This is a genomic window from Lacunisphaera limnophila, from assembly GCF_001746835.1.
Lineage (GTDB): Bacteria > Verrucomicrobiota > Verrucomicrobiia > Opitutales > Opitutaceae > Lacunisphaera > Lacunisphaera limnophila.
On sequence record NZ_CP016094.1, the window covers coordinates 3,209,763 to 3,228,195 of the forward strand.

At 66.3% G+C, this 18,433-nt stretch carries 15 protein-coding genes; 10 read left to right on the forward strand and 5 right to left on the reverse strand.

Annotated features, from left to right (window positions below):
- Positions 1-55 precede the first annotated feature (55 nt).
- A complete protein-coding gene (locus Verru16B_RS13390) occupies positions 56-802 on the reverse strand; it encodes a type II secretion system protein (protein WP_169829294.1) in 747 nt (248 codons plus the stop codon).
- Between the two features lie 118 nt (positions 803-920).
- Here Verru16B_RS13390 and ilvE point away from each other — a divergent pair, with 118 nt between their 5' ends.
- The 8 genes from ilvE to Verru16B_RS13430 all read left to right on the forward strand — a co-directional run bounded on the left by ilvE (position 921) and on the right by Verru16B_RS13430 (position 10,090).
- Complete coding sequence (ilvE, locus tag Verru16B_RS13395; RefSeq protein WP_069963751.1) at positions 921-1,787, forward strand: branched-chain-amino-acid transaminase; 867 nt, start codon at positions 921-923, stop codon at positions 1,785-1,787.
- Positions 1,788-1,905: 118 nt separating this feature from the next.
- Positions 1,906-2,415, forward strand: coding sequence for a UvrB/UvrC motif-containing protein (locus tag Verru16B_RS13400; protein ID WP_069962754.1), 510 nt, complete (start codon positions 1,906-1,908; stop codon positions 2,413-2,415).
- Complete coding sequence (locus Verru16B_RS13405) at positions 2,412-3,494, forward strand: protein arginine kinase (RefSeq protein ID WP_069962755.1); 1,083 nt, start codon at positions 2,412-2,414, stop codon at positions 3,492-3,494. The genes Verru16B_RS13400 and Verru16B_RS13405 overlap by 4 nt, the downstream gene beginning before the upstream one ends.
- A gap of 21 nt (positions 3,495-3,515) precedes the next feature.
- Positions 3,516-6,038: an ATP-dependent Clp protease ATP-binding subunit gene (locus Verru16B_RS13410; protein ID WP_069962756.1), complete on the forward strand. Its 2,523-nt coding sequence runs from the start codon at positions 3,516-3,518 to the stop codon at positions 6,036-6,038.
- A gap of 73 nt (positions 6,039-6,111) precedes the next feature.
- Positions 6,112-7,923, forward strand: a complete 1,812-nt coding sequence (locus tag Verru16B_RS13415) for a hypothetical protein (RefSeq protein ID WP_157772413.1) — start codon at positions 6,112-6,114, stop codon at positions 7,921-7,923.
- A gap of 55 nt (positions 7,924-7,978) precedes the next feature.
- Positions 7,979-8,542, forward strand: coding sequence for a MotA/TolQ/ExbB proton channel family protein (locus Verru16B_RS13420; protein ID WP_069962758.1), 564 nt, complete (start codon positions 7,979-7,981; stop codon positions 8,540-8,542).
- A gap of 8 nt (positions 8,543-8,550) precedes the next feature.
- Complete coding sequence (locus tag Verru16B_RS13425; RefSeq protein WP_237023418.1) at positions 8,551-8,937, forward strand: ExbD/TolR family protein; 387 nt, start codon at positions 8,551-8,553, stop codon at positions 8,935-8,937.
- Positions 8,938-9,010: 73 nt separating this feature from the next.
- A complete protein-coding gene (locus Verru16B_RS13430) occupies positions 9,011-10,090 on the forward strand; it encodes an adenylate/guanylate cyclase domain-containing protein (protein ID WP_069962760.1) in 1,080 nt (359 codons plus the stop codon).
- A gap of 139 nt (positions 10,091-10,229) precedes the next feature.
- Here Verru16B_RS13430 and Verru16B_RS13435 read toward each other — a convergent pair whose 3' ends face one another.
- From Verru16B_RS13435 to cysS, 3 genes are all read right to left on the reverse strand, one after another.
- Complete coding sequence (locus Verru16B_RS13435; protein WP_069962761.1) at positions 10,230-10,727, reverse strand: tetratricopeptide repeat protein; 498 nt, start codon at positions 10,725-10,727, stop codon at positions 10,230-10,232.
- A gap of 77 nt (positions 10,728-10,804) precedes the next feature.
- Entirely contained in the window at positions 10,805-12,745 is a 1,941-nt protein-coding gene (thrS, locus tag Verru16B_RS13440) for a threonine--tRNA ligase (protein WP_069962762.1), read from the reverse strand.
- A gap of 207 nt (positions 12,746-12,952) precedes the next feature.
- The gene (cysS, locus tag Verru16B_RS13445) at positions 12,953-14,323 is read right to left on the reverse strand and encodes a cysteine--tRNA ligase (RefSeq protein WP_069962763.1); all 1,371 of its coding nucleotides are present in this window, start codon (positions 14,321-14,323) and stop codon (positions 12,953-12,955) included.
- 189 nt (positions 14,324-14,512) lie between these two features.
- Here cysS and hemB point away from each other — a divergent pair, with 189 nt between their 5' ends.
- Positions 14,513-15,523, forward strand: coding sequence for a porphobilinogen synthase (hemB, locus tag Verru16B_RS13450; RefSeq protein WP_069962764.1), 1,011 nt, complete (start codon positions 14,513-14,515; stop codon positions 15,521-15,523).
- Positions 15,524-15,542: 19 nt separating this feature from the next.
- The gene (locus Verru16B_RS13455) at positions 15,543-16,940 is read left to right on the forward strand and encodes a Gfo/Idh/MocA family oxidoreductase (protein ID WP_069962765.1); all 1,398 of its coding nucleotides are present in this window, start codon (positions 15,543-15,545) and stop codon (positions 16,938-16,940) included.
- Positions 16,941-16,973: 33 nt separating this feature from the next.
- On the opposite strand, the gene Verru16B_RS13460 is transcribed toward Verru16B_RS13455, so the two are convergent.
- Positions 16,974-18,425: an amino acid permease gene (locus tag Verru16B_RS13460; protein ID WP_069962766.1), complete on the reverse strand. Its 1,452-nt coding sequence runs from the start codon at positions 18,423-18,425 to the stop codon at positions 16,974-16,976.
- Positions 18,426-18,433: the final 8 nt, after the last annotated feature.

An 18,433-nucleotide genomic window follows, 5' to 3' on the forward strand; every position in this document is an offset into this window, starting at 1 on the left:
GGGGAAAGTAAAAAGGCCCGGGGCGGCCGAACCCACTTGGGGGTGGGCCGGCCGGTCAGGGGGTCTGGCCGGCGGTCCCGGTCAGTGAACCCACGGTCTGGCCACCCGGCGGCGGGGTGCCGTAGATGCGGGCGGAGGCGGGTATGGCCTGGCGCACGGACACGCCCTTGGTGCCATTACTGAGGGTCAGGCGGTTTTCGGTCTCGGTGAGGTTGGGGAAGAACTGCACGTTGCCACCCAAAAAGGCGATGTGGCCGCCGGTGTCCTTGTAGGTCCCGCTGACCGGGTCCCACAGGCCGGACACCTGCAGGCCGCGGGTGAAGGCGACGGGCGTGGCGGGTACGTCGCCGAGGCGCAGGCCGCCGACAAACTCGAAGCTCAGGATGCGGCCGGCGAATTCGGCCGACAGGGTGGTGCGGTTCGTGGGGTCCACGATGGCGGCGGGGGTGTTGCCGTTGAAGGTGGGGTCGTTCTTGGCGAAGTAGAATTGCGCGTCGGTGATGAGGCCGCGCTGCGCGAGGATGCCGGCCCAGGCATAGGGACCGGTGCCGAGGCCGGGATACTGCGCGGCGAGCGCGGTGGGGTCGGGGAGCCGGTCGTTGTTGTCGGCGGCATAGAGGCTGGCTGCCTTCACGATCTCGCGCAGGTTGTTGGCGTCGGCGGTGCGTTGGGCGTTTTCCCGGACCTTGCTGACGGTGGGGAAGATCAGGGCGGCCAGGATGCCGATGATGGCGATGACGGTCAGCAGCTCGATGAGCGTGAAGCCGCGGCAGGAGACGGAAGGGCGCATTGGAGAAGGCATGGTGGGAGGAATGCGGCCCGCTTTTCCAGCACAGTTTGCGGGCAGGTTGCCAAATACAAGCGCATTCTGGATTCCCGGACTGGACATGGGCGGCGGGTTGCCGTCAGATGCCCGCACCATGGTCGTATATTTTGACGGCAACTATGTTGATGCCAATGACGCGAAGGTCTCGGTCTTTGATCACGGGCTGCTTTATGGTGACGGCATCTTTGAGGGCATCCGCATTTACGGCGGTAATGTCTTCCGGCTCGACGAGCATCTTGCCCGGCTTGAGCTGTCCGCCCGGGCCCTCATGCTCGCGATCCCGCAGTCCCGGGCCGAGTTGGCCGCGGCCGTGTGTGAGACCTGCCGTCGCAATAACCTGCAGGATGGATACATCCGGCTCGTGGTCACCCGCGGGGTGGGCGACCTGGGCCTGGCCCCGTGGTCGTGTGCGAATCCCACCACGTTCATCATCGCCAGCAAGATCTCGCTTTATCCGCAGGAGTTTTACGACAACGGCCTGAGCATTGTCACGGTGCCGACGCGCCGCATCGCGCCGGACGCGCTGCCCCCGACCATCAAGTCGCTCAACTACCTCAACAACATCCTCGCCAAGATCGAGGCGAAGCAGGCGGGCGCGCTCGAAGCCATCATGCTCAACGCGCAGGGCCACATCGCGGAGTGCACGGCGGACAATGTCTTCATCGTCCACCAGGGTGAAATCATCACGCCCGCCTCGTCCTCCGGCGCGCTCAAGGGCATCACGCGGGGCACGATCTTTGATGTGGCCCGGGACATCGGCGTGCCGATCCGCGAGGCCGACCTTACCCGGTATGACGTGTGGTGTTCCGACGAGTGTTTCCTGACCGGGACCGGCGCCGAGGTCATCCCCGTGGTGAAGCTCGACGGCCGCGTCATCGGGAGCGGCAAGCCCGGCCCGATCACGGCCCGGGTGCTGGCCGGTTTTCGCCAGCGCGTGCTGGTCGAGGGCACCCGGATCTGACGGGCTCCGCGCTTGCCACGGCCGGCGCGGGCGGCACAGTATTTGCAACAGGACAGGGACCGGTCCGGGCCATTTGCGTTTCCCGGGCGGGGCGCTATCCTGCCTTACACAATTTTCCATGGCTAATCCACTGAAGTGCGACCTCTGCTCCAAGCCCGCCACCGTCCATCTTACCCAGATCGTTAACAGCAAGATACACAAGGTGGACCTTTGCGAGGCGTGCGCGCAGGCCAAGGGGGTCACCGACCCGAGCGGCTTCTCGCTGGCTGATCTCCTGCTGAAGGCCTCGCTCAACCCGGAACCCACGGGGGACGTCAAGTGCACCGCCTGCGGCTTCACCGCCCAGGATTTCAAGAAGACCGGCCGCTTCGGTTGCTCGGATTGCTACACGCATTTCACCCGCCTGCTCGAGCCCATGCTCGAAACCATGCACAAGGGTAGCGCGCATTCCGGCAAGGTCCCGCAGCGCGCCTTGGACCGGCGCTCGCTGTACGAGCGCCTGACCCGGCTTGAGACTGACCTCGACCAGGCCATCAAGGCCGAGCGGTATGAGGACGCGGCGCGCTACCGGGACGAGATCACGCAGGTCCGCCAGTCGGCCGGGCCGCAGGAGAACGCCGGCAAATGAAGATCAACGAACTCATTGATTCGCCGTCCGAGCTGACCGACACCGCCGCCAGCAAGAGCGCCGTGGTGCTCATGACGCGCATCCGCCTGGCCCGCAACCTGGCCGGTCACCCGTTCCCGGGCTGGGCCCGCGACACGCAGAAGCGTGACATCCGCGACCAGTGCATGCAGGCCGTCGCCGCCCTCCCGCAGATGAAGCGCGGGCTGGCCATCCCGGTCGAGACGCTGGACGAACTCCAGAAGCAGATCCTGGTCGAGCGCCACCTGATCAGCCGCGAGCTCTGCCACGCGAAGGCCGGCTCGGGCATCGTCATCAGCAAGGACCAGTCCTGCGTCGTGATGGTCAACGAGGAGGATCACCTGCGCATCCAGGTCCTGCGCGCCGGGTTCCAGTTCAAGAAGGTCTGGAACACGATCAACGCCCTCGACACCGACCTCGAGGAGCACATGGACTTCGCCTTTTCGCCGACGCTCGGCTACCTCTCGGCCTGCCCGACGAACCTCGGCACTGCGATCCGCGCCTCGGCGATGATGCACCTGCCGGCGCTCGTCATCTCCGCCCAGATGGAGAAGGTCGTGCGCGCGGTGAACCAGCTCGGCATGGCCGTGCGCGGCCTGTTCGGCGAGGGGTCCGACGCCAGCGGCAGCATCTTCCAGATTTCCAACCAGACCACGCTCGGCGAGAGCGAGGAGGAGATCATCAAGCACCTGCACGGCGTGCTGAACACCATCATCGAGCAGGAACTCAACGCCCGCGAGCGGCTCGTCGGCACGGAGCCGAACAAGCTGTTCGACAAGATCGGCCGCGCCTACGGCATCCTCCAGAACGGCCACCTGCTCAACTCCGGGGAGGCCATGAACCTGCTCTCGCTCATCCGCCTCGGCATCGACCTGGGGACCTTTGCCGACACCCAGCGCGCGCTGGTGGACCGCCTCTTCATCGAGTGCCAGCCCGGCCACGTCCAGCACGCCGCCAAGGGCGCCTTCGATCCCGCCCAGCGCGACGTCCTCCGGGCCGACCGCCTGCGCTCTGAATTTGCCAAAGTGCCCTCGCCGGACTTCACTCACGCCGCCAAGTAACCGATACCCAAGGCCTCCCTCATGGAACCAATGAACAATTTCACTCCCCGCGCCCAGCAGGTGCTGGCGCTCGCCCGCAAGGAAGCGGACCGCTTCCACCACAACTATGTTGGCACCGAGCACCTGCTGCTCGGCCTCATCAAGCTGGGGCAGGGCGTGGCGGTGAGCGTCCTCCAGAAGATGGGCCTCGATCTCGAGACCGTCCGCGCCGAGGTCGAGAAACAGGTTGGCATCGGCCAGGAGTCCAAGACCCCGGTCGGCAGCATCCCTTATACGCCCCGCGTCAAGAAGGTCCTCGCACTGGCGGGCAAGGAGGCGAAGGCCCTCAATCACAGCTATGTCGGCACCGAGCACATCCTGCTCGGCCTGCTCCGTGAGGGTGAGGGCGTGGCCGCCCGTGTGCTCAAGACCCTCGAGGTCGACATCGAGCGCACCCGCAACGAGATCCTGCGCGAGCTCGACCCGCAATTTTCCTCCGGCCAGGGCGAAGGCGGCCCGGGTGCTGGCGCCGGCGGCGAGGAAGTTTCCCCGCGCGGCACCGGCGACGAGAAGAAAGAGGTCAAGACCCCGGCCCTCAAGGCCTTCGGCCGCGACCTCACCGAGCTGGCCCGCAAGGGCGAGATGGACCCCGTCGTGGGCCGCAAGAACGAGATCAGCCGCGTCATCCAGATCCTCTGCCGCCGCACCAAGAACAACCCGGTGCTCGTCGGCGAGGCCGGCGTGGGCAAGACCGCCATCGTCGAGGGCCTCGCCCAGGAAATCGCCAAGGGCAACGTGCCCGAGATCCTGGCCGACAAGAAGGTCATCACCCTCGACCTCGCCCTCATGGTTGCCGGCACCAAGTACCGCGGCCAGTTCGAGGAACGCATCAAGGCCGTGATGGACGAGATCAAGCGCGCCAAGAACGTCATCATCTTTATCGACGAGATGCACACCATCGTCGGCGCCGGCGCCGCCGAGGGCGCGATGGACGCCTCCAACATCTTCAAGCCCGCCCTCAGCCGCGGCGAGCTGCAGTGCATCGGCGCGACCACCCTCAACGAGTACCGCAAGTACATCGAGAAGGACAGCGCCCTCGACCGCCGCTTCCAGATGGTCAAGGTCGAGCCGCCGTCCGTCGAGGACACCATCATCATCCTCAAGGGCATCCGCGGCAAATACGAGGAGCACCACAAGGCCACCTTCACGGACAAGGCGATCGAGTCCGCCGCCAAGCTGTCCGACCGCTACATCACGGGCCGCTTCCTGCCCGACAAGGCCATCGACGTGATGGACGAGGCCGGCTCGCGCGCCCGCATCACCACGCTCAACCGCCCGCCCGAGATCGAGGCGCTCAGCAAGGAGATCGAGGAGGTCTGCACCAAGAAGGAGCAGGCCATCGCCGCCCAGCACTTCGAGGAGGCCGCCAAGTTCCGCGACCAGGAAAAACAGCTCCGCACCAAGCAGGACGAGCTCATCGAATCCTGGAAGAAGACCCGCGACGAGCATCGCATCATCGTCGACGAGGAGCAGATGGTCCGCGTCGTCGCCGAGTGGACCGGCATCCCGCTGAACCGCCTGGAGCGCAAGGAGAGCGAGCGCCTGCTCGCCCTCGAGGCCGACCTCCAGAAGGCCATCGTCGGCCAGGATCCCGCCACCATCGCCATCGCCCGCGCCCTGCGTCGCTCGCGCGCCGACCTCAAGGACCCGCGCCGCCCGATCGGCTCGTTCATGTTCATGGGCCCGACCGGCGTCGGCAAGACCGAGCTGGCCAAGCAGCTCGCCGCGCAGATGTTCGGCAACCAGGACGCGCTCATCCAGATCGACATGTCGGAATACATGGAGAAGTTCGCCGTCTCCCGCCTCGTCGGCTCGCCTCCGGGCTACGTCGGCTACGAGGAGGGCGGCCAGCTCACCGAGGCCGTCCGCCGCCGGCCGTATTCTGTGATCCTCTTCGACGAGATCGAGAAGGCGCACCCCGACGCGCTGCAGCTGCTCCTGCAGATCATGGAGGACGGCCGCCTGACCGACTCGCTCGCCCGGACGGTGGATTTCCGGAATACGATCATCATCATGACGACCAACGTCGGCGCCTCGCTCATCCAGCGCCAGACGACGATGGGTTTCGCCGCCGCCAAGGCGTCGGACTTCCACGACATGGACAAGCTGAAGGAGAAGGTGCTCGAGGAGGCCAAGCGTGTCTTCAAGCCCGAGTTCCTGAACCGCATCAACGACCTCGTGGTGTTCCGTCCGCTCGACAAGAACGACCTGCTGAAGATCGTGGAGATCGAGACGGCCAAGGTCGTGAAGCGGCTCGCCGCGCGCAACCTGCAGATCGAGTTCTCCCCCGAGTCGAAGACCCTGCTCATCGAGAAGGGCTACGACGAGAAGTACGGCGCGCGTCCGCTGCGCCGCGCCGTGGAGCACTACCTGGAGGATCCGCTCGCCGAGGCCCTGCTGCGCGGCGAGGTCAAGGAGAACGAACCCATCGTCGTCGTCCGCAATGGCGACAAGCTGGAGTTCAAGGCGCAGTCGCCGACCGCCGAGAGCGAAGTCAAATCCTGACCCCGCCGCCCTGTTTTCCCGCCGCCGTCGACCTTGCGCGCCGGCGGCGTTTTGCTTTGCTGGCCGGGTGTTGATGCGACTTTTGCTCCCCGGCTTTTTGCTGCTCGTGCCGCTGATGGGACAGACCCCGGCGGAGCTGCCCGCCGAGGAACTGGCGCGGGCGCCCTCGGCGTGGCGGATTGCGACGCTGCTGGATGAGGCGACAGCGCAGGGCTGGGGGAGCATCACCCCGCTGCTGCGGACGGGCGCGCAGCAGGCCTATGAGGCGAACAGCGGCTATGCGGGGCAGTGGTACTACCTGTACCGCTGGGCGCGCCTGCTGGGCACGCCCAGCCAGAAGGCCACCACCGACTGGATCCAAGCCATCGACGCCGCCCGGGTGGCGCACCCGAACATGGCGACGAGTTACGCGCTCCGTCCCGGCTCGCTCGCGGGGGGGTTGAGTCGTGAACTGCTGTTGGCCCTGCTCGGTAACGCGGCGCTGTCTGAGGAGTTTTTCCAGCTGCTGTCCCCGGTTGACCAGCCCCAGGAGGTGCTGGCGATCCTGCAGAAGATCCATCAGGCGGACCCGGCCCGGTTCTCGGCCTATGGCAGCCTGGCCCTGGCGGTTGCGGTGGTCCATGATGTGCCGGTGTCGCCGTATTGGCCACATGGGCAGGTCGCCGCCGAGGTCCTGCGGCGCCAACCCCCGCCCCCGGAGGAGTTGTTCGCCTACCTGACGCGGCTGGACCGGTCCGGCCTGACCCTCCACCGGCTGGCGCGGCTGCCGGCCAGCGAACTCAAGTTCCTGGTCGATATCGTCGCGCCTTTCTCCGAACTCGACTGGGCCCGGCAGAATGCCTCCCCCGGCCTGGACGACCTGGGCCGGGCCTACGACCTGATCCGCTACCGGCAGGACCGGTTCGCCGCCAACCAGTACAACTGGCCCGGCCCGGTCTACACCCTGCCCGTGATCCTGCAACAGGGCGGCATCTGCGTGGACCAGGCCTATTTTGCCAGTACGACGGGCAAGGCGAAGGGCGTGCCGACGATCATGTTCCGCGGGGCGGGACTCGACGGCCGCCATGCGTGGTTCGGTTATCTCGGGGCGAACCAGCAGTGGCAGCTGGATTGCGGACGCTACGCCGAGCAAAAATACGTGACCGGCCTGGCCTTCGATCCGCAGACCTGGGGCAACATCAATGACCATGAGCTGCTGTTCATCGCCGAACGCTTCCGGGAACTGCCGACGTACAAGCTCTCGGTGCTGCATGCCGCGTTCGCGGTCGATTATCTCGGGGAGGGCAAGGTGGAGGCGGCGTGGAAGGCGGCGCGCGAGTCGGTCAACCGCGACCGCCGCAACGTGAACGGCTGGCAGATCCTGCTCGCGGCGCAGGGCGCCCGCAGCCCGGACCTGCGGGCCCGGGAGGCGCTGTTGCGCGAGGCCGTGCTGGCGTTCCAGAAATACCCGGACCTGGAGGTCGCGTTTTCGACGGCCTTGATCGACATCCTGCGCCAGCGGGGGGAGAGCAGCCTGGCCGACTTCGAGGAACAGCGGCTGGGCAAGAAATACCAGTCGGTCCGGCAGGATCTCAGCACCCGCCAGGCCGCCGCGACCCTCAAACGCAGCATGGCCAACGATGACATGGCCACGCAGATCAAGGTCTTTAACCGAATGCTGGAAACGGCCGGGCGCGGGGCCGGCCATGATTTTTACGATGTCGTGGTGTCCCCGTTTCTCCTTCACTTGGCCGGGCAGGGGCAGGTACCGGCGGCGTTGCGGTCCCTGGAACGGGTGCGGCGCACCCTGCGGGTCGAGCCGCGGTCGCAGCTCGACAGCGAGCTGACCGCACTGGCCGGCCGGCTCCGCTCGGGAAAATTTGAAAATAAAGCGCCCGGCGAATGAACCTTTTCCGCCTTGTAGGCGTCGTAGAGCCCGATTCACTTTCCCAAACCATCCCATGCTCGAAATCATCAAGGGCGCCGGCCTGCTCATCTATCCGCTTTCCCTGTGCTCTGTCATTGCCGTCTACATCATCATTGAACGCCTCTACGCGTTGCGGAAGGGGGCGGTCCTGCCCGACGACCTGGTGGATGCGATCATCGAGGGCAAGTCCCCGCAGGGCGGCCGCCACTCGGTGATGGCCCGCATCGTGGACTATGCCGGCCGGCACAAGGGTGACCCGGAGGCGATCAAGGCCTTCGCCCGGCTGGAGATCAACCGCATGGAGCGCGGGATCCCGTACCTCGACGTCATCTACATCGCGGCCCCGATGCTCGGCCTGACCGGCACGGTCATGGGCCTGCTGCGCGTGTTCGGCCAGATTTCGCCCGAGACGGGCCTGCCTGATCCCGCGGCCTTCACCAAGGGCGTGTCCCTGGCGCTGTCGGCGACGCTGATCGGCCTCGTGGTGGCGCTGGTGGCGATCGTGCCGGCGGGTTACCTCTCGCGGAAGATCGAGAACGACGCGGCCAAGATCGACCTGCTCCTCGAGCGCGTGCTGTCCACCCAGGCGAAGTCATGAGCGGGTTGATGCTCAAGAAACGCCGGCGGCCCGAGCTCAACCTGCTGCCGTTGATCGACGTGCTCGTGATGCTCGTGTTTTTCGCGTTCGTCACGATGCAGTTTCGCTCGATGACGACGATGAACCTGACCCTGCCCAAAGTGGAGACGGCGGGCAAAAGCGAGATCAAGGATTCGCTGACCATCAGCCTCACCAAGGAGGGCGGGGTGGAGGTCAACGGCCGGGTCGCCAGCTTTGAAGTGCTCGAACAACTCGCGCAGGAGATCGGCCGCGTCAGCAAGGATATCACCGTCGTGATCCGCTCCGACGAGAACACCCCGCTGCGGTACGTGACCCAGGCGATGGACACCTGCCGCAAGCAGGGGTTGAACAAGATCCGGCTGCAGTCGCGGTAGTTTCCCCCGGGGGTCGGGGCGGGCGTCTCCCCTCTTGCCTCGGCCGGGCCGGATGCTATCACGACTTCGCACCATGGATTTCCCGAAACCGATCGACAAGCGTCCCCAGCTGGCCCTTTCCAGCAAATCGGGGCTGATTACCAAGATCGAGGAGCGTGAAGCCCTGCTGAAACAACGCGCCGACGAGCTCGCGGAGCTGGAGCGGAACCTGTTGGAGCAGCGGGAGCATCTGGATGCCTCCCGGCACGAACTGGAGGACAAGAGCCGGGCGCTGATCGAGGCCGAGCTCCTCCTGAAGAACCAGAGGATGCTCCACCAGAAGCAGTTCGCCCGCCTCATGGAGCAGAATGACCTGGTGGAACTCCGCGCCGAGCTGGAGAAGAAGGAGGATGATTTCCGGAAGAAGGAGGATTTCTTCAACCAGACGCAGCAGCGCCTGAGCGAGCAGCTTTCGGCGCGCGAGGCGGATCTCAAGAAACGCGAGGCCTGGGTATCGGCCGAGCACGAGAAGGCCACCTCGAACCACAGCCGGCGGCTGCAGGCCATCGTCTTCACCGACGTGGTGAGCTACTCGGCCCTGATGCAGGCGAACGAGAGCCGCACGATCCAGAAGGTCCGCACGGATCTCCAGCGCATGCAGACCGAGGGGGCCGGCCAGGGCGGCATGCTCATCAACACCATGGGTGATGGCATGCTCATGATCTTCCCCAGCGCGATCCAGGCGGTGCGCTTCTCGCTGGCCATGCAGAACACCTTCAACCGCAACCCGGACCCGGACGCGCTTCGCCACCGCTTTGGCATCCACATCGCCGACGTTGCGCTGTTGCCCGACGGGGGCATCGCCGGCGATGGCGTGAACATCGCCGCCCGTCTCGAATCCAAGGCGCCCAACGGCGGCATCTGCCTCAGCGAGATCGTGTATTTCATCGTGAAGGGCAAACTCACGCTGCCGCCGAGCGAGGTGGAGGAGATCGCCCTGAAGAACATCGCCGAGCCGGTGGCCGTCTACAAATATTCCCCCGAGGTGATCCGTTCCATGCCGGATAGCACCGTTTCCACCCCGCCGCAGGCCGTGCTGACGGAGGAGGAGCGGACGGCCGTCCCGTTCCCGTTCAGTGCGCCGGCTGACGCGGGCAGGCCGGTCCAGTCCTGAGGGGATCGAGGTGTATTCGCGGGAGGCGGGGTGCCCTCACCCCGCGAGACAGACGCGGCGCGGGGATTTTGCGGGGTGGGGGCACCCCGCCTCCAAACTGCGGCGCGGCCCAGCTGGAGCTGGGCCCTCCTGATAAGCGTCAAAGCTTGGCCGCCGCGTGCCGGATTGCGCGTTGGTAGGCGCGGATGCCCGGGTCCTCGGCGGTGTCGCACAGGGCATCGAGGGCGACGCGCAGGGCTTCGCCGGATTGGCCCGCCGCGTGGAGCGTGAGGGCGAGGAAGGCGTCGAACTCGCGGTTGTCGGGGAACTGGAGCTGGGCTGAGCGCAGGACCGACGCGGACCGCTCGAACTGGCCGAGCTGGCGCAGGGTGGAGCCGAGGCCGAGCAGCGCGCCGGCCAGTTCATTCCCGGGCAGGCCGAGAGCCACGGCCTTTTCATACCAAGGCAGGGCCTCCGCGTCGCGGCCGAGCACGTCGCAAGTCCAGGCGAGCTGGTAGGCGATCTCAGCTACGTTCGGATGGCGGGCGTCGAGCTGCTGCAGGCGCGGCAGGATCGCGGCCAGCTGCCCGTGCGCGCGCGCGCCGACAATGGCGTCGAGCTCCTCCTTCCAGGCGGGGATCTCCGGTGGTTCGTTCATGGCATGTTTCTCACGCAAAGGCGCAAAGCCGCCAAGGGAGGGGAGGCTACCTTGCGTCTTGGCGGCTTGGCGTGAACTCAGGCCTTGGGCTGTGGGGGCACCGCCGCGGCCACCTTCTTTTCCGGGAGGGCGCGGGTGGCAACCTCCTGCTTGAAGCGGGTGATGATGTCGTCGACGCGGTGCACGCCCTCATCGCCCTTGGCGCGGGAGCGGACGGAGACGCTCTGGGCCTCCGCCTCCTTCTGGCCGAGCACGAGGACGTAGGGCACCTTGTCGATCTCGGCGCGGCGGATCTTGGCGCCGAGCTTGTCGGAGTGGGTGTCGAGCGTCACGCGCAGGTCGGCGCCCTGTAGCTGGGCGAGGACGGCCTGGGCGTAGTCCATCACCTTGTCGCTGATCGGCACGAGGCGGATCTGCTCGGGCGCGAGCCAGAGCGGGAAGTCGCCGCCGAAGTGCTCGATGAGCACGCCGCAGAAGCGTTCCATCGAGCCGAAGGGGGCGCGGTGGATCATGACGGGGCGGTGCGCGGCGTTGTCGGCGCCGATGTAGGTGAGGTCGAAGCGGACGGGCAGGTTGTAGTCCACCTGCACGGTGCCGAGCTGCCACTCGCGGCCGATGACGTCCTTGATGACGAAGTCGATCTTCGGGCCGTAGAAGGCGGCCTCGCCGGGCTCCTCGGTGAAGGGCACCCCGAGGGTCTGGGCGGCGGCGCGGCAGGCGGCCTCGGCCTTGTCCCAGTTCGCCGGGTCGCCGGTGTACTTGTTGGAGTCGGGGTCGCGCAGGCCGACGCGCACGCGGTAGTCGGACATGCCGAGCGTGGTGAGCACGGTCTTCACGAGCGAGAGGCAGCCGATGATTTCCTGCGGCACCTGTTCCTCGGTGCAGAAGAGGTGGGCGTCATCCTGGGTGAAGCCGCGGACGCGGGTCATGCCGTTGAGCTCGCCGGACTGTTCCCAGCGGTAAACGGTGCCAAACTCGGCGAAGCGCACGGGCAGGTCGCGGTAGCTGTGCGGCTGCGAGGCGAAGATCTTGATGTGGTGCGGGCAGTTCATCGGCTTCAGGAGGAAGCCGTCGATGAGCTGGTCGTCGGGTAGGATGCGATCCTTACCGATGGTCTCGGCGCCGGTGAGCTTATTGACCTTCTCGGCGAGGTGCACGGAGACGGCGTCGATGCGGTTCGACATCTCGGCGCAGGAGCAGCCGGAGGAGATGAGCTGGTCGAGGTTGTCGCGCTCGATGACGGGCGGGAACTGCGAGTCCTTGTAGTAGGGGAAGTGGCCGGAGGTCTTGTAGAGCGAGAGGCGGCCGATGTGCGGCGTGAAGACCTGCGAGTAGCCTTGCTTGCGGAGCTCGGCGGAGATGAAGTCCTGCAGCTGCTGGCGCAGGATCGAGCCGTTGGGCGTCCAGAGGATGAGGCCCTGGCCGACGTCCTCGTCGATGTGGAACAGCTTCAACTCGCGGCCGAGCTTGCGGTGATCGCGGAGCTTGGCTTGCTCGAGCTGGGTAAGGTAGGCGGCCAGTTCCTCCTTCGTCGCGAAGGCGGTGCCGTAGATGCGCTGGAGCTGCTGGTTGGTCTCGTCGCCGCGGTGGTAGGCGCCGGCGATGGAGAGGAGCTTGAAGGCCTTCAGCTTGGCCGTGTAGCGGATGTGGCTGCCGGCGCAGAGGTCGGTGAACTCGCCGTTGGTGTAGAAGGAGATTTTCTCGCCCTCGGGAATGTCGGCGAGGCGGCCCAGCTTGTAGCGTTCCTGGCCGCGGGCCTTGATGATCTCGACGGCTTCCTCGCGGGAGACCTCCTTGCGGTCGAAGCGCTGGTTCTCGTCGGCAATTTTCTTCATCTCGGCCTCGAGCTTCACGAGGTCGTCGGCGGTCAGCTTGTGCTCGAGGTCGATGTCGTAGTAGAACCCAGTGTCGGTCGGGGGACCGATGTCGAGTTTGGCGTCCGGAAACAGACGGAGGACGGCGGTCGCCAGCACGTGGGAGGCCGAGTGGCGGAGTTCTTCGAGCGGAGTCATCGACATGGTGAGTATGGGTTTGGTCCTGCCTACGATTGCAGGGCCGAAGGGGTATTTGGCGACAGGGAGGGGCGGGGTGTCAATGCCGAGTTGGACCGCGCACTCGGAGACGGATTTGTCACAGAGGCAGAGGAGGTAATACAGAGATCACGGAGACTCTAGGTCTCCGGCTGGGCTCGGTGTGGACACCGCGCCCGCTGCGACAAGGGCGGTCTACTTCTTCACCGGCTCGAGCTTGTAGCCGTCCTTGCCGTCCAGCATGGACCAGCCGGCGGCGGTGAGTTCCTTGCGGAGAACGTCGGCGGCGGCCCAGTCCTTGGCCTGTTTGGCGGCCCAGCGCCGGTCGGCGAGGGCGGTGATCTCCGCGGGTACGTCAGTCTTGGCGGCCTCGCTGGCGGCTAGATTGAGTCCCAAGGCGAGCATCACGCGGTCGAAGGCGGCCGCGTCCACCCCGGCCGGTCCGCGGTTGATGATCGTGAACAGGGCGCCGAGGGCGCCGGGGGTGTTCAGGTCATCGTGCAAGGCTGCGAACACGGGAGCGAAGGCCTGGGCGTCGCCGCCGGTGGCGGCGAGAGTCGTGCGGAAGGCCCGCAGGGATTTGAGGGCGCTTTCGGCCGCATGCAGGCCGTCGAGGGTGAAATTAAGCTGCTTGCGCGGGTGGCCCATAAGCAGGGCGTAACGCAGCGCCATCGGGCTGAAGCCCTTCGCCTTGAGGTCGTCGAGGGTGTAGAGATTGCCGAGGCTCTTGCTCATCTTCGCACCGTCCACCAGCAGGTGTTTGCTGTGGTACCAGTGGTGGGCGAAGAGTGTGTCGTTGCAGCATTCGCTCTGGGCGATTTCGTTTTCGTGGTGGGGGAAGAGCAGGTCCTCGCCGCCGGTGTGGAGGTCGATGGTGTCGCCGAGGTGTTTTTTGCTCATCGCGCTGCACTCGATGTGCCAGCCGGGGCGGCCGGGACCCCAGGGGCTGTCCCAGGAATTGGTGCCGTCATCCGCCTTGTGCGCCTTCCAAAGGGCGAAATCGGTGGCATCCTCCTTCTCGTCCGCGTCCACGGCCTGCGACTTGTGCGCGAGGGCGGAGCCCACCTGGAGCTCGCGCTCCTTCACGCGGGACAGGCGGCCGTAGCCGTCGAAGGAGGAGACCTTGAAATAAACGGAGCCGTCGGCGGCGCGGTAGGCGTTCCCCTTCTTCATCAATACGTCGATCATGTCGACCTGCTCCTGGATGTGGCCGGTGGCGGTGGGCTCGACGTGAGGCCGCAGGCAGTTCAGGGCGGCGCAGTCGGCGTGGAATTTGTCGGTCCACTGCTGTGTGACCTCGGCGAGCGGACGGCCCTCGTCGCGCGCGCGCTTGATGGTCTTGTCGTCGACGTCGGTGAGGTTGCGGACATGTTTCACGCGGCCGGGGAACTCGAGTTCGAGCAGGCGGCGGATGACGTCGTTGACGACGAAGGTGCGGAAATTGCCGATGTGGGCGGCGGCGTAGACGGTCGGACCGCAGTTGTAGAAACGGTAGGTGCCATCCGGATGGGTGGGGGCGAGGGGCTTCAGCTTCCGCTCGAGGGAATCGTACAGGTGGATGGGCATGGGGGCGGCCCCAAAAGGCGCAAAAAGCGCCAAGGTTTCAACACTGGATTAGGCCCCAGGGTAACCAACGCCCGTGAATCGGGATAAGGGCGAGATTCGGGGCGATTAGCGGTTTAACTCGGGCGGTCCCGGGCCGAAAGTTTGGCGTGAAATACCCGGAATCTGTGGTTTAATGACGGTTTCCCCACCATGGCCAAGACTCCCAAGCTCTCGCTCCTGCAACGTCCCCGCCGGCTGCGCCGCCAGCCCAGCCGCCGCGCCCTGGTCGCCGAGACCGTCCTCCGGGTGGAGGACCTGATCGCCCCGTTGTTCGTGGTCGAGGGCAAGGCCCGGCCCGACCCGATCGCCTCCATGCCCGGCGTGTTTCGCCTCGGCATCGACGATCTCGTGAAGGAGTGCCGCGAGTTGCACCAGCTCGGCGTGCCCGCTGTGGCGCTGTTCCCGAAACTTTCGCCCAAGCTCAAGAACGAGGAGGGGACCGAGGCCCTGAATCCCGAGACCCTCGTGCTGCGGGCGGTGCGCGCCGTGCGCAAGGCGGTGCCCGAGCTCACCATCATCACGGATGTCGCCCTCGATCCCTACACCACCCACGGGCACGACGGCGTGCTCAACGAGGCCGGGGACGACGTGGACAACGACCGCACCGTGGCGATCCTCAGCCGCATGGCGGTGCTGCAGGCGGAGGCGGGCGTGGATTTTGTGGCCCCCTCGGACATGATGGACGGCCGCGTCGGCGCCATCCGGCTCGCCCTGGAGACCGCGGGTTTCAGCGATACCGGCATCCTGGCTTATTCCGCGAAGTACAACTCGGCCTATTACGGCCCGTTCCGGGACGCGGTGGGCAGCGCCCAGGCCGCGGGCACCCGCCTCCTGAGCAAGGCGACGTATCAGATGAATCCCGCCAACCGCCGCGAGGCCCTGCGCGAGGTAGAACTCGATGTGGCGGAAGGCGCCGACATCGTGATGGTCAAGCCGGCAGGCGCCTACCTCGATATCATCCGCGAGGTACGCAACGCCACCGGCACGCCCGTGGCGGCCTACCAGGTATCGGGCGAGTACGCGCAGATCCACGCCGCGGCGCGGCTGGGCTGGCTCGACCTGGCCCGTTGCCGCGATGAATCCCTGCTCGCGATCAAGCGTGCGGGGGCCGACATGATCCTGACTTATTTTGCCAAGGAAGTTGCGAAAGCCCTGCGCTGATATCCTCTGCCCTTACCCCATGTCCGTCCCCGTACCCCCCGGTCACGACTTCGCCTATCCTTCCCGCCGCCGTTTCCTTACTTCCGCCCTGGCGGCCGGGACCGCCCTGGCCCTGGCGCCCTCGCGCCTCGTGCGCGCAGCCGAGACGGCCCCGGCCGGCCGGAAGCTCAAGGTGGCCTTCGTGGGCATCGGCAACCGCGGACTCGACCTGGTCAAGACCTTCCGAGACACCGGCCTGATCGAGGCCGTGGCGATGTGTGACGTGGACCTGATGGCCGAGCACACCGCCGAGGCCCGCGGGATTTTTCCGGAAGCGCGTTTGTTTCAGGATTACCGCGAACTGTTCGCCCAGGCTGGCGACACCTTCGAGGCCGTGATCATCGCGACGCCGGATTTCACGCACTTCGTCGTCGCCATGCACGCCATGCGGGCGGGCAAGCACATCTACCTCGAGAAACCGCTGGCCCACACCTTCCAGGAGGCGGAGTTGCTCATGGCCCAGGCGGCGCGGAGCGGCGTGGTCACGCAGATGGGCAACCAAGGCCACTCGGGGAACAACTACCACCAGTTCAAGGCCTGGCAGGAGGCCGGCATCATCGCCGACGTGACGCGGGTCGACATGTTCATGAATTCGCCGCGGCGCTGGCATGGCTGGGACGTGAAAGGCTACGAGAGCCACGAAGCCGTGCCCGCCACGATCGACTGGGATCTGTGGCACGCCAACCGGCCGGTGCACCCCTTCAGCGCGCGACTGCACCCGGGCAACTGGCGGGGTTGGTTCGATTACGGCAACGGGGCATTCGGCGACTGGGGCCCGCACATCCTCGACACCTGCCATCGTTTCCTGGCGCTGGGCCTGCCGCACACCATCGAGGCTGTGAAGCGCGATGGCCCGAACGATTTCATCTTCCCGCAGGCCACGACCATCCGGTTCGACTTTCCCGCCCGGGGCGCCATGCCCCCGGTCGAGGTGTTCTGGTATGACGGGGTGGCGAACCTGCCGCCGCTGCCGCCGGAGATGGCGAACGCGGCCACGCCGTTCAAGCAGCGGAACGGCAAATTCATTTACAGCAAAAAGCTGACCTTCCTCGGCGGCACTCACGGCGAGACGCTGCGCATCGTCCCGGAGGAGAAGATGCGCGAGCTGGGGCCGACCCTGCCGCGGATCACGGGCGGGTTCTCGGATCATTTCCAGAATTTTGCCCTGGCCTGTCTGGGCCGCGAGGAGACGAAGTCGCCGTTCCACATCTCGGGTCCGCTTTCGCAGGTCTTCATCCTGGGCGTGATCGCCCAACGGATCGGCGGACGGCTGGAATTCGATCCGGTGGTGAAGCGTTTCACCAACAGCGACCGGGCGAACGAACTGCTGGTCCAGGAAGCGCCCCGCCCCGGCTGGGAGCATTACTTTCGGACCTGAGCCGGGCGCACGGCGGGTGGGCCGGAGACCGGCTCAACGCGCCAGGTGGCTGTGGCGGCGGCTGTAGCCGAAGTAGATCGCGAGCCCCAGCCCCATCCAGACGATGAGGTTGATCCAGGTCACGGCGGGCAGGGAAAACATCTGCAGGACGCAGATCACGACGCCCAGCACCGGCACCGCCGGCACCCACGGCGTGCGGAAGGGGCGGGGAAGGTCCGGCTGCGTCCGGCGCAGCACCAGCACGCCGGCACAGACCAGCGCGAAGGCGAGCAAGGTGCCGATTGAGACGAGCTCGCCCAGGACATTCAGCGGGAACAGGCCGGAGATGATGGCGCACGAGATGCCGGTGATCCAGGTGGTGATGTGCGGCGTGCCGTATTTCGGGTGGATCTTCGCGAAGTAGGCGGGGAGCAGGCCGTCCCGGGCCATCGAGTAGAAGATGCGCGGCTGCCCGAGCAGGGAGACCAGGATGACGGAGGTCAGGCCGGCGAGGGTCGCGGCCTCGATCAGGTAGCGGAAGTAGGCGGGGGCTTCGATCTGCTGCAGCGCAAAAATGAAGGGGGCGTCGACGTTGAGCTGGGCGTAGGGCACCACACCGGTGAGGACCAGGGACACGGCGATGAACAGGAAGGAGACCGCCGCCAGCGTGCCCAGCAGGCCGATGGGCAGGTCGCGTTGCGGGTTCTTGGTCTCCTGGGCGGCGGAGGACACGCAGTCGAATCCGACGTAGGCGAAGAAGATGGCGCCGGCTCCGCGGAAGATGCCGCTCCAGCCGAACTCCCCGAAGGTGCCGGTGTTGGCCGGCACGAAGGGCGTCCAATTGGCCAGGACGGCGGCCCGGTGGCCGAAGAAATACCAGATCCCGTAGCCGATGAGCGCGAGCAGCACGCCGACCTTCACGATCACCATCAGGTTGTTGAAGTTGGCGGACTCCTTGATGCCGATGTAGAGGATGTAGGTCAGGAGCAGCGAAATGAACACCGCGGGGAAGTTGATGAGCGCGCCCGTGGTCACGAGCCGGCCGTCGATGACGTCGAGGGGTGCCCGGGCGATGATGTCCGGCAGCGCGACGTTGAATTCACGCAGAATGTCGCGGGTTGCCCCGGACCAGCTCACCGCCACCGCCGCGCCGGAGAAGAGGTACTCGAGCACGAGGCACCAGCCGACGACCCAGGCGAAGAACTCGCCGAGGCTGCCGTAGGTGTAGGTGTAGGCGCTGCCGGAGACGGGGATCATGGCCGCCAGTTCGGCGTAGCAGAGGCCCGCGAAGAGGCAGGCGATGCCCGAGACGATGAACGAAAGGGCGATGGCGGGGCCGGCGTAGAGGGCGGCCGACTGACCGGCCTGGACAAAGATGCCCGCGCCGACGACGGAACCGATGCCCAGGCTGATGAGGCTGAGCGGACCGAGGGTGCGTTTATAGCCGTGTTCGGCGGACGCCTCGGCTTGGAGCGAGGCGATGGACTTGGTGCGGAGGAGGCTCATGAAGGGAC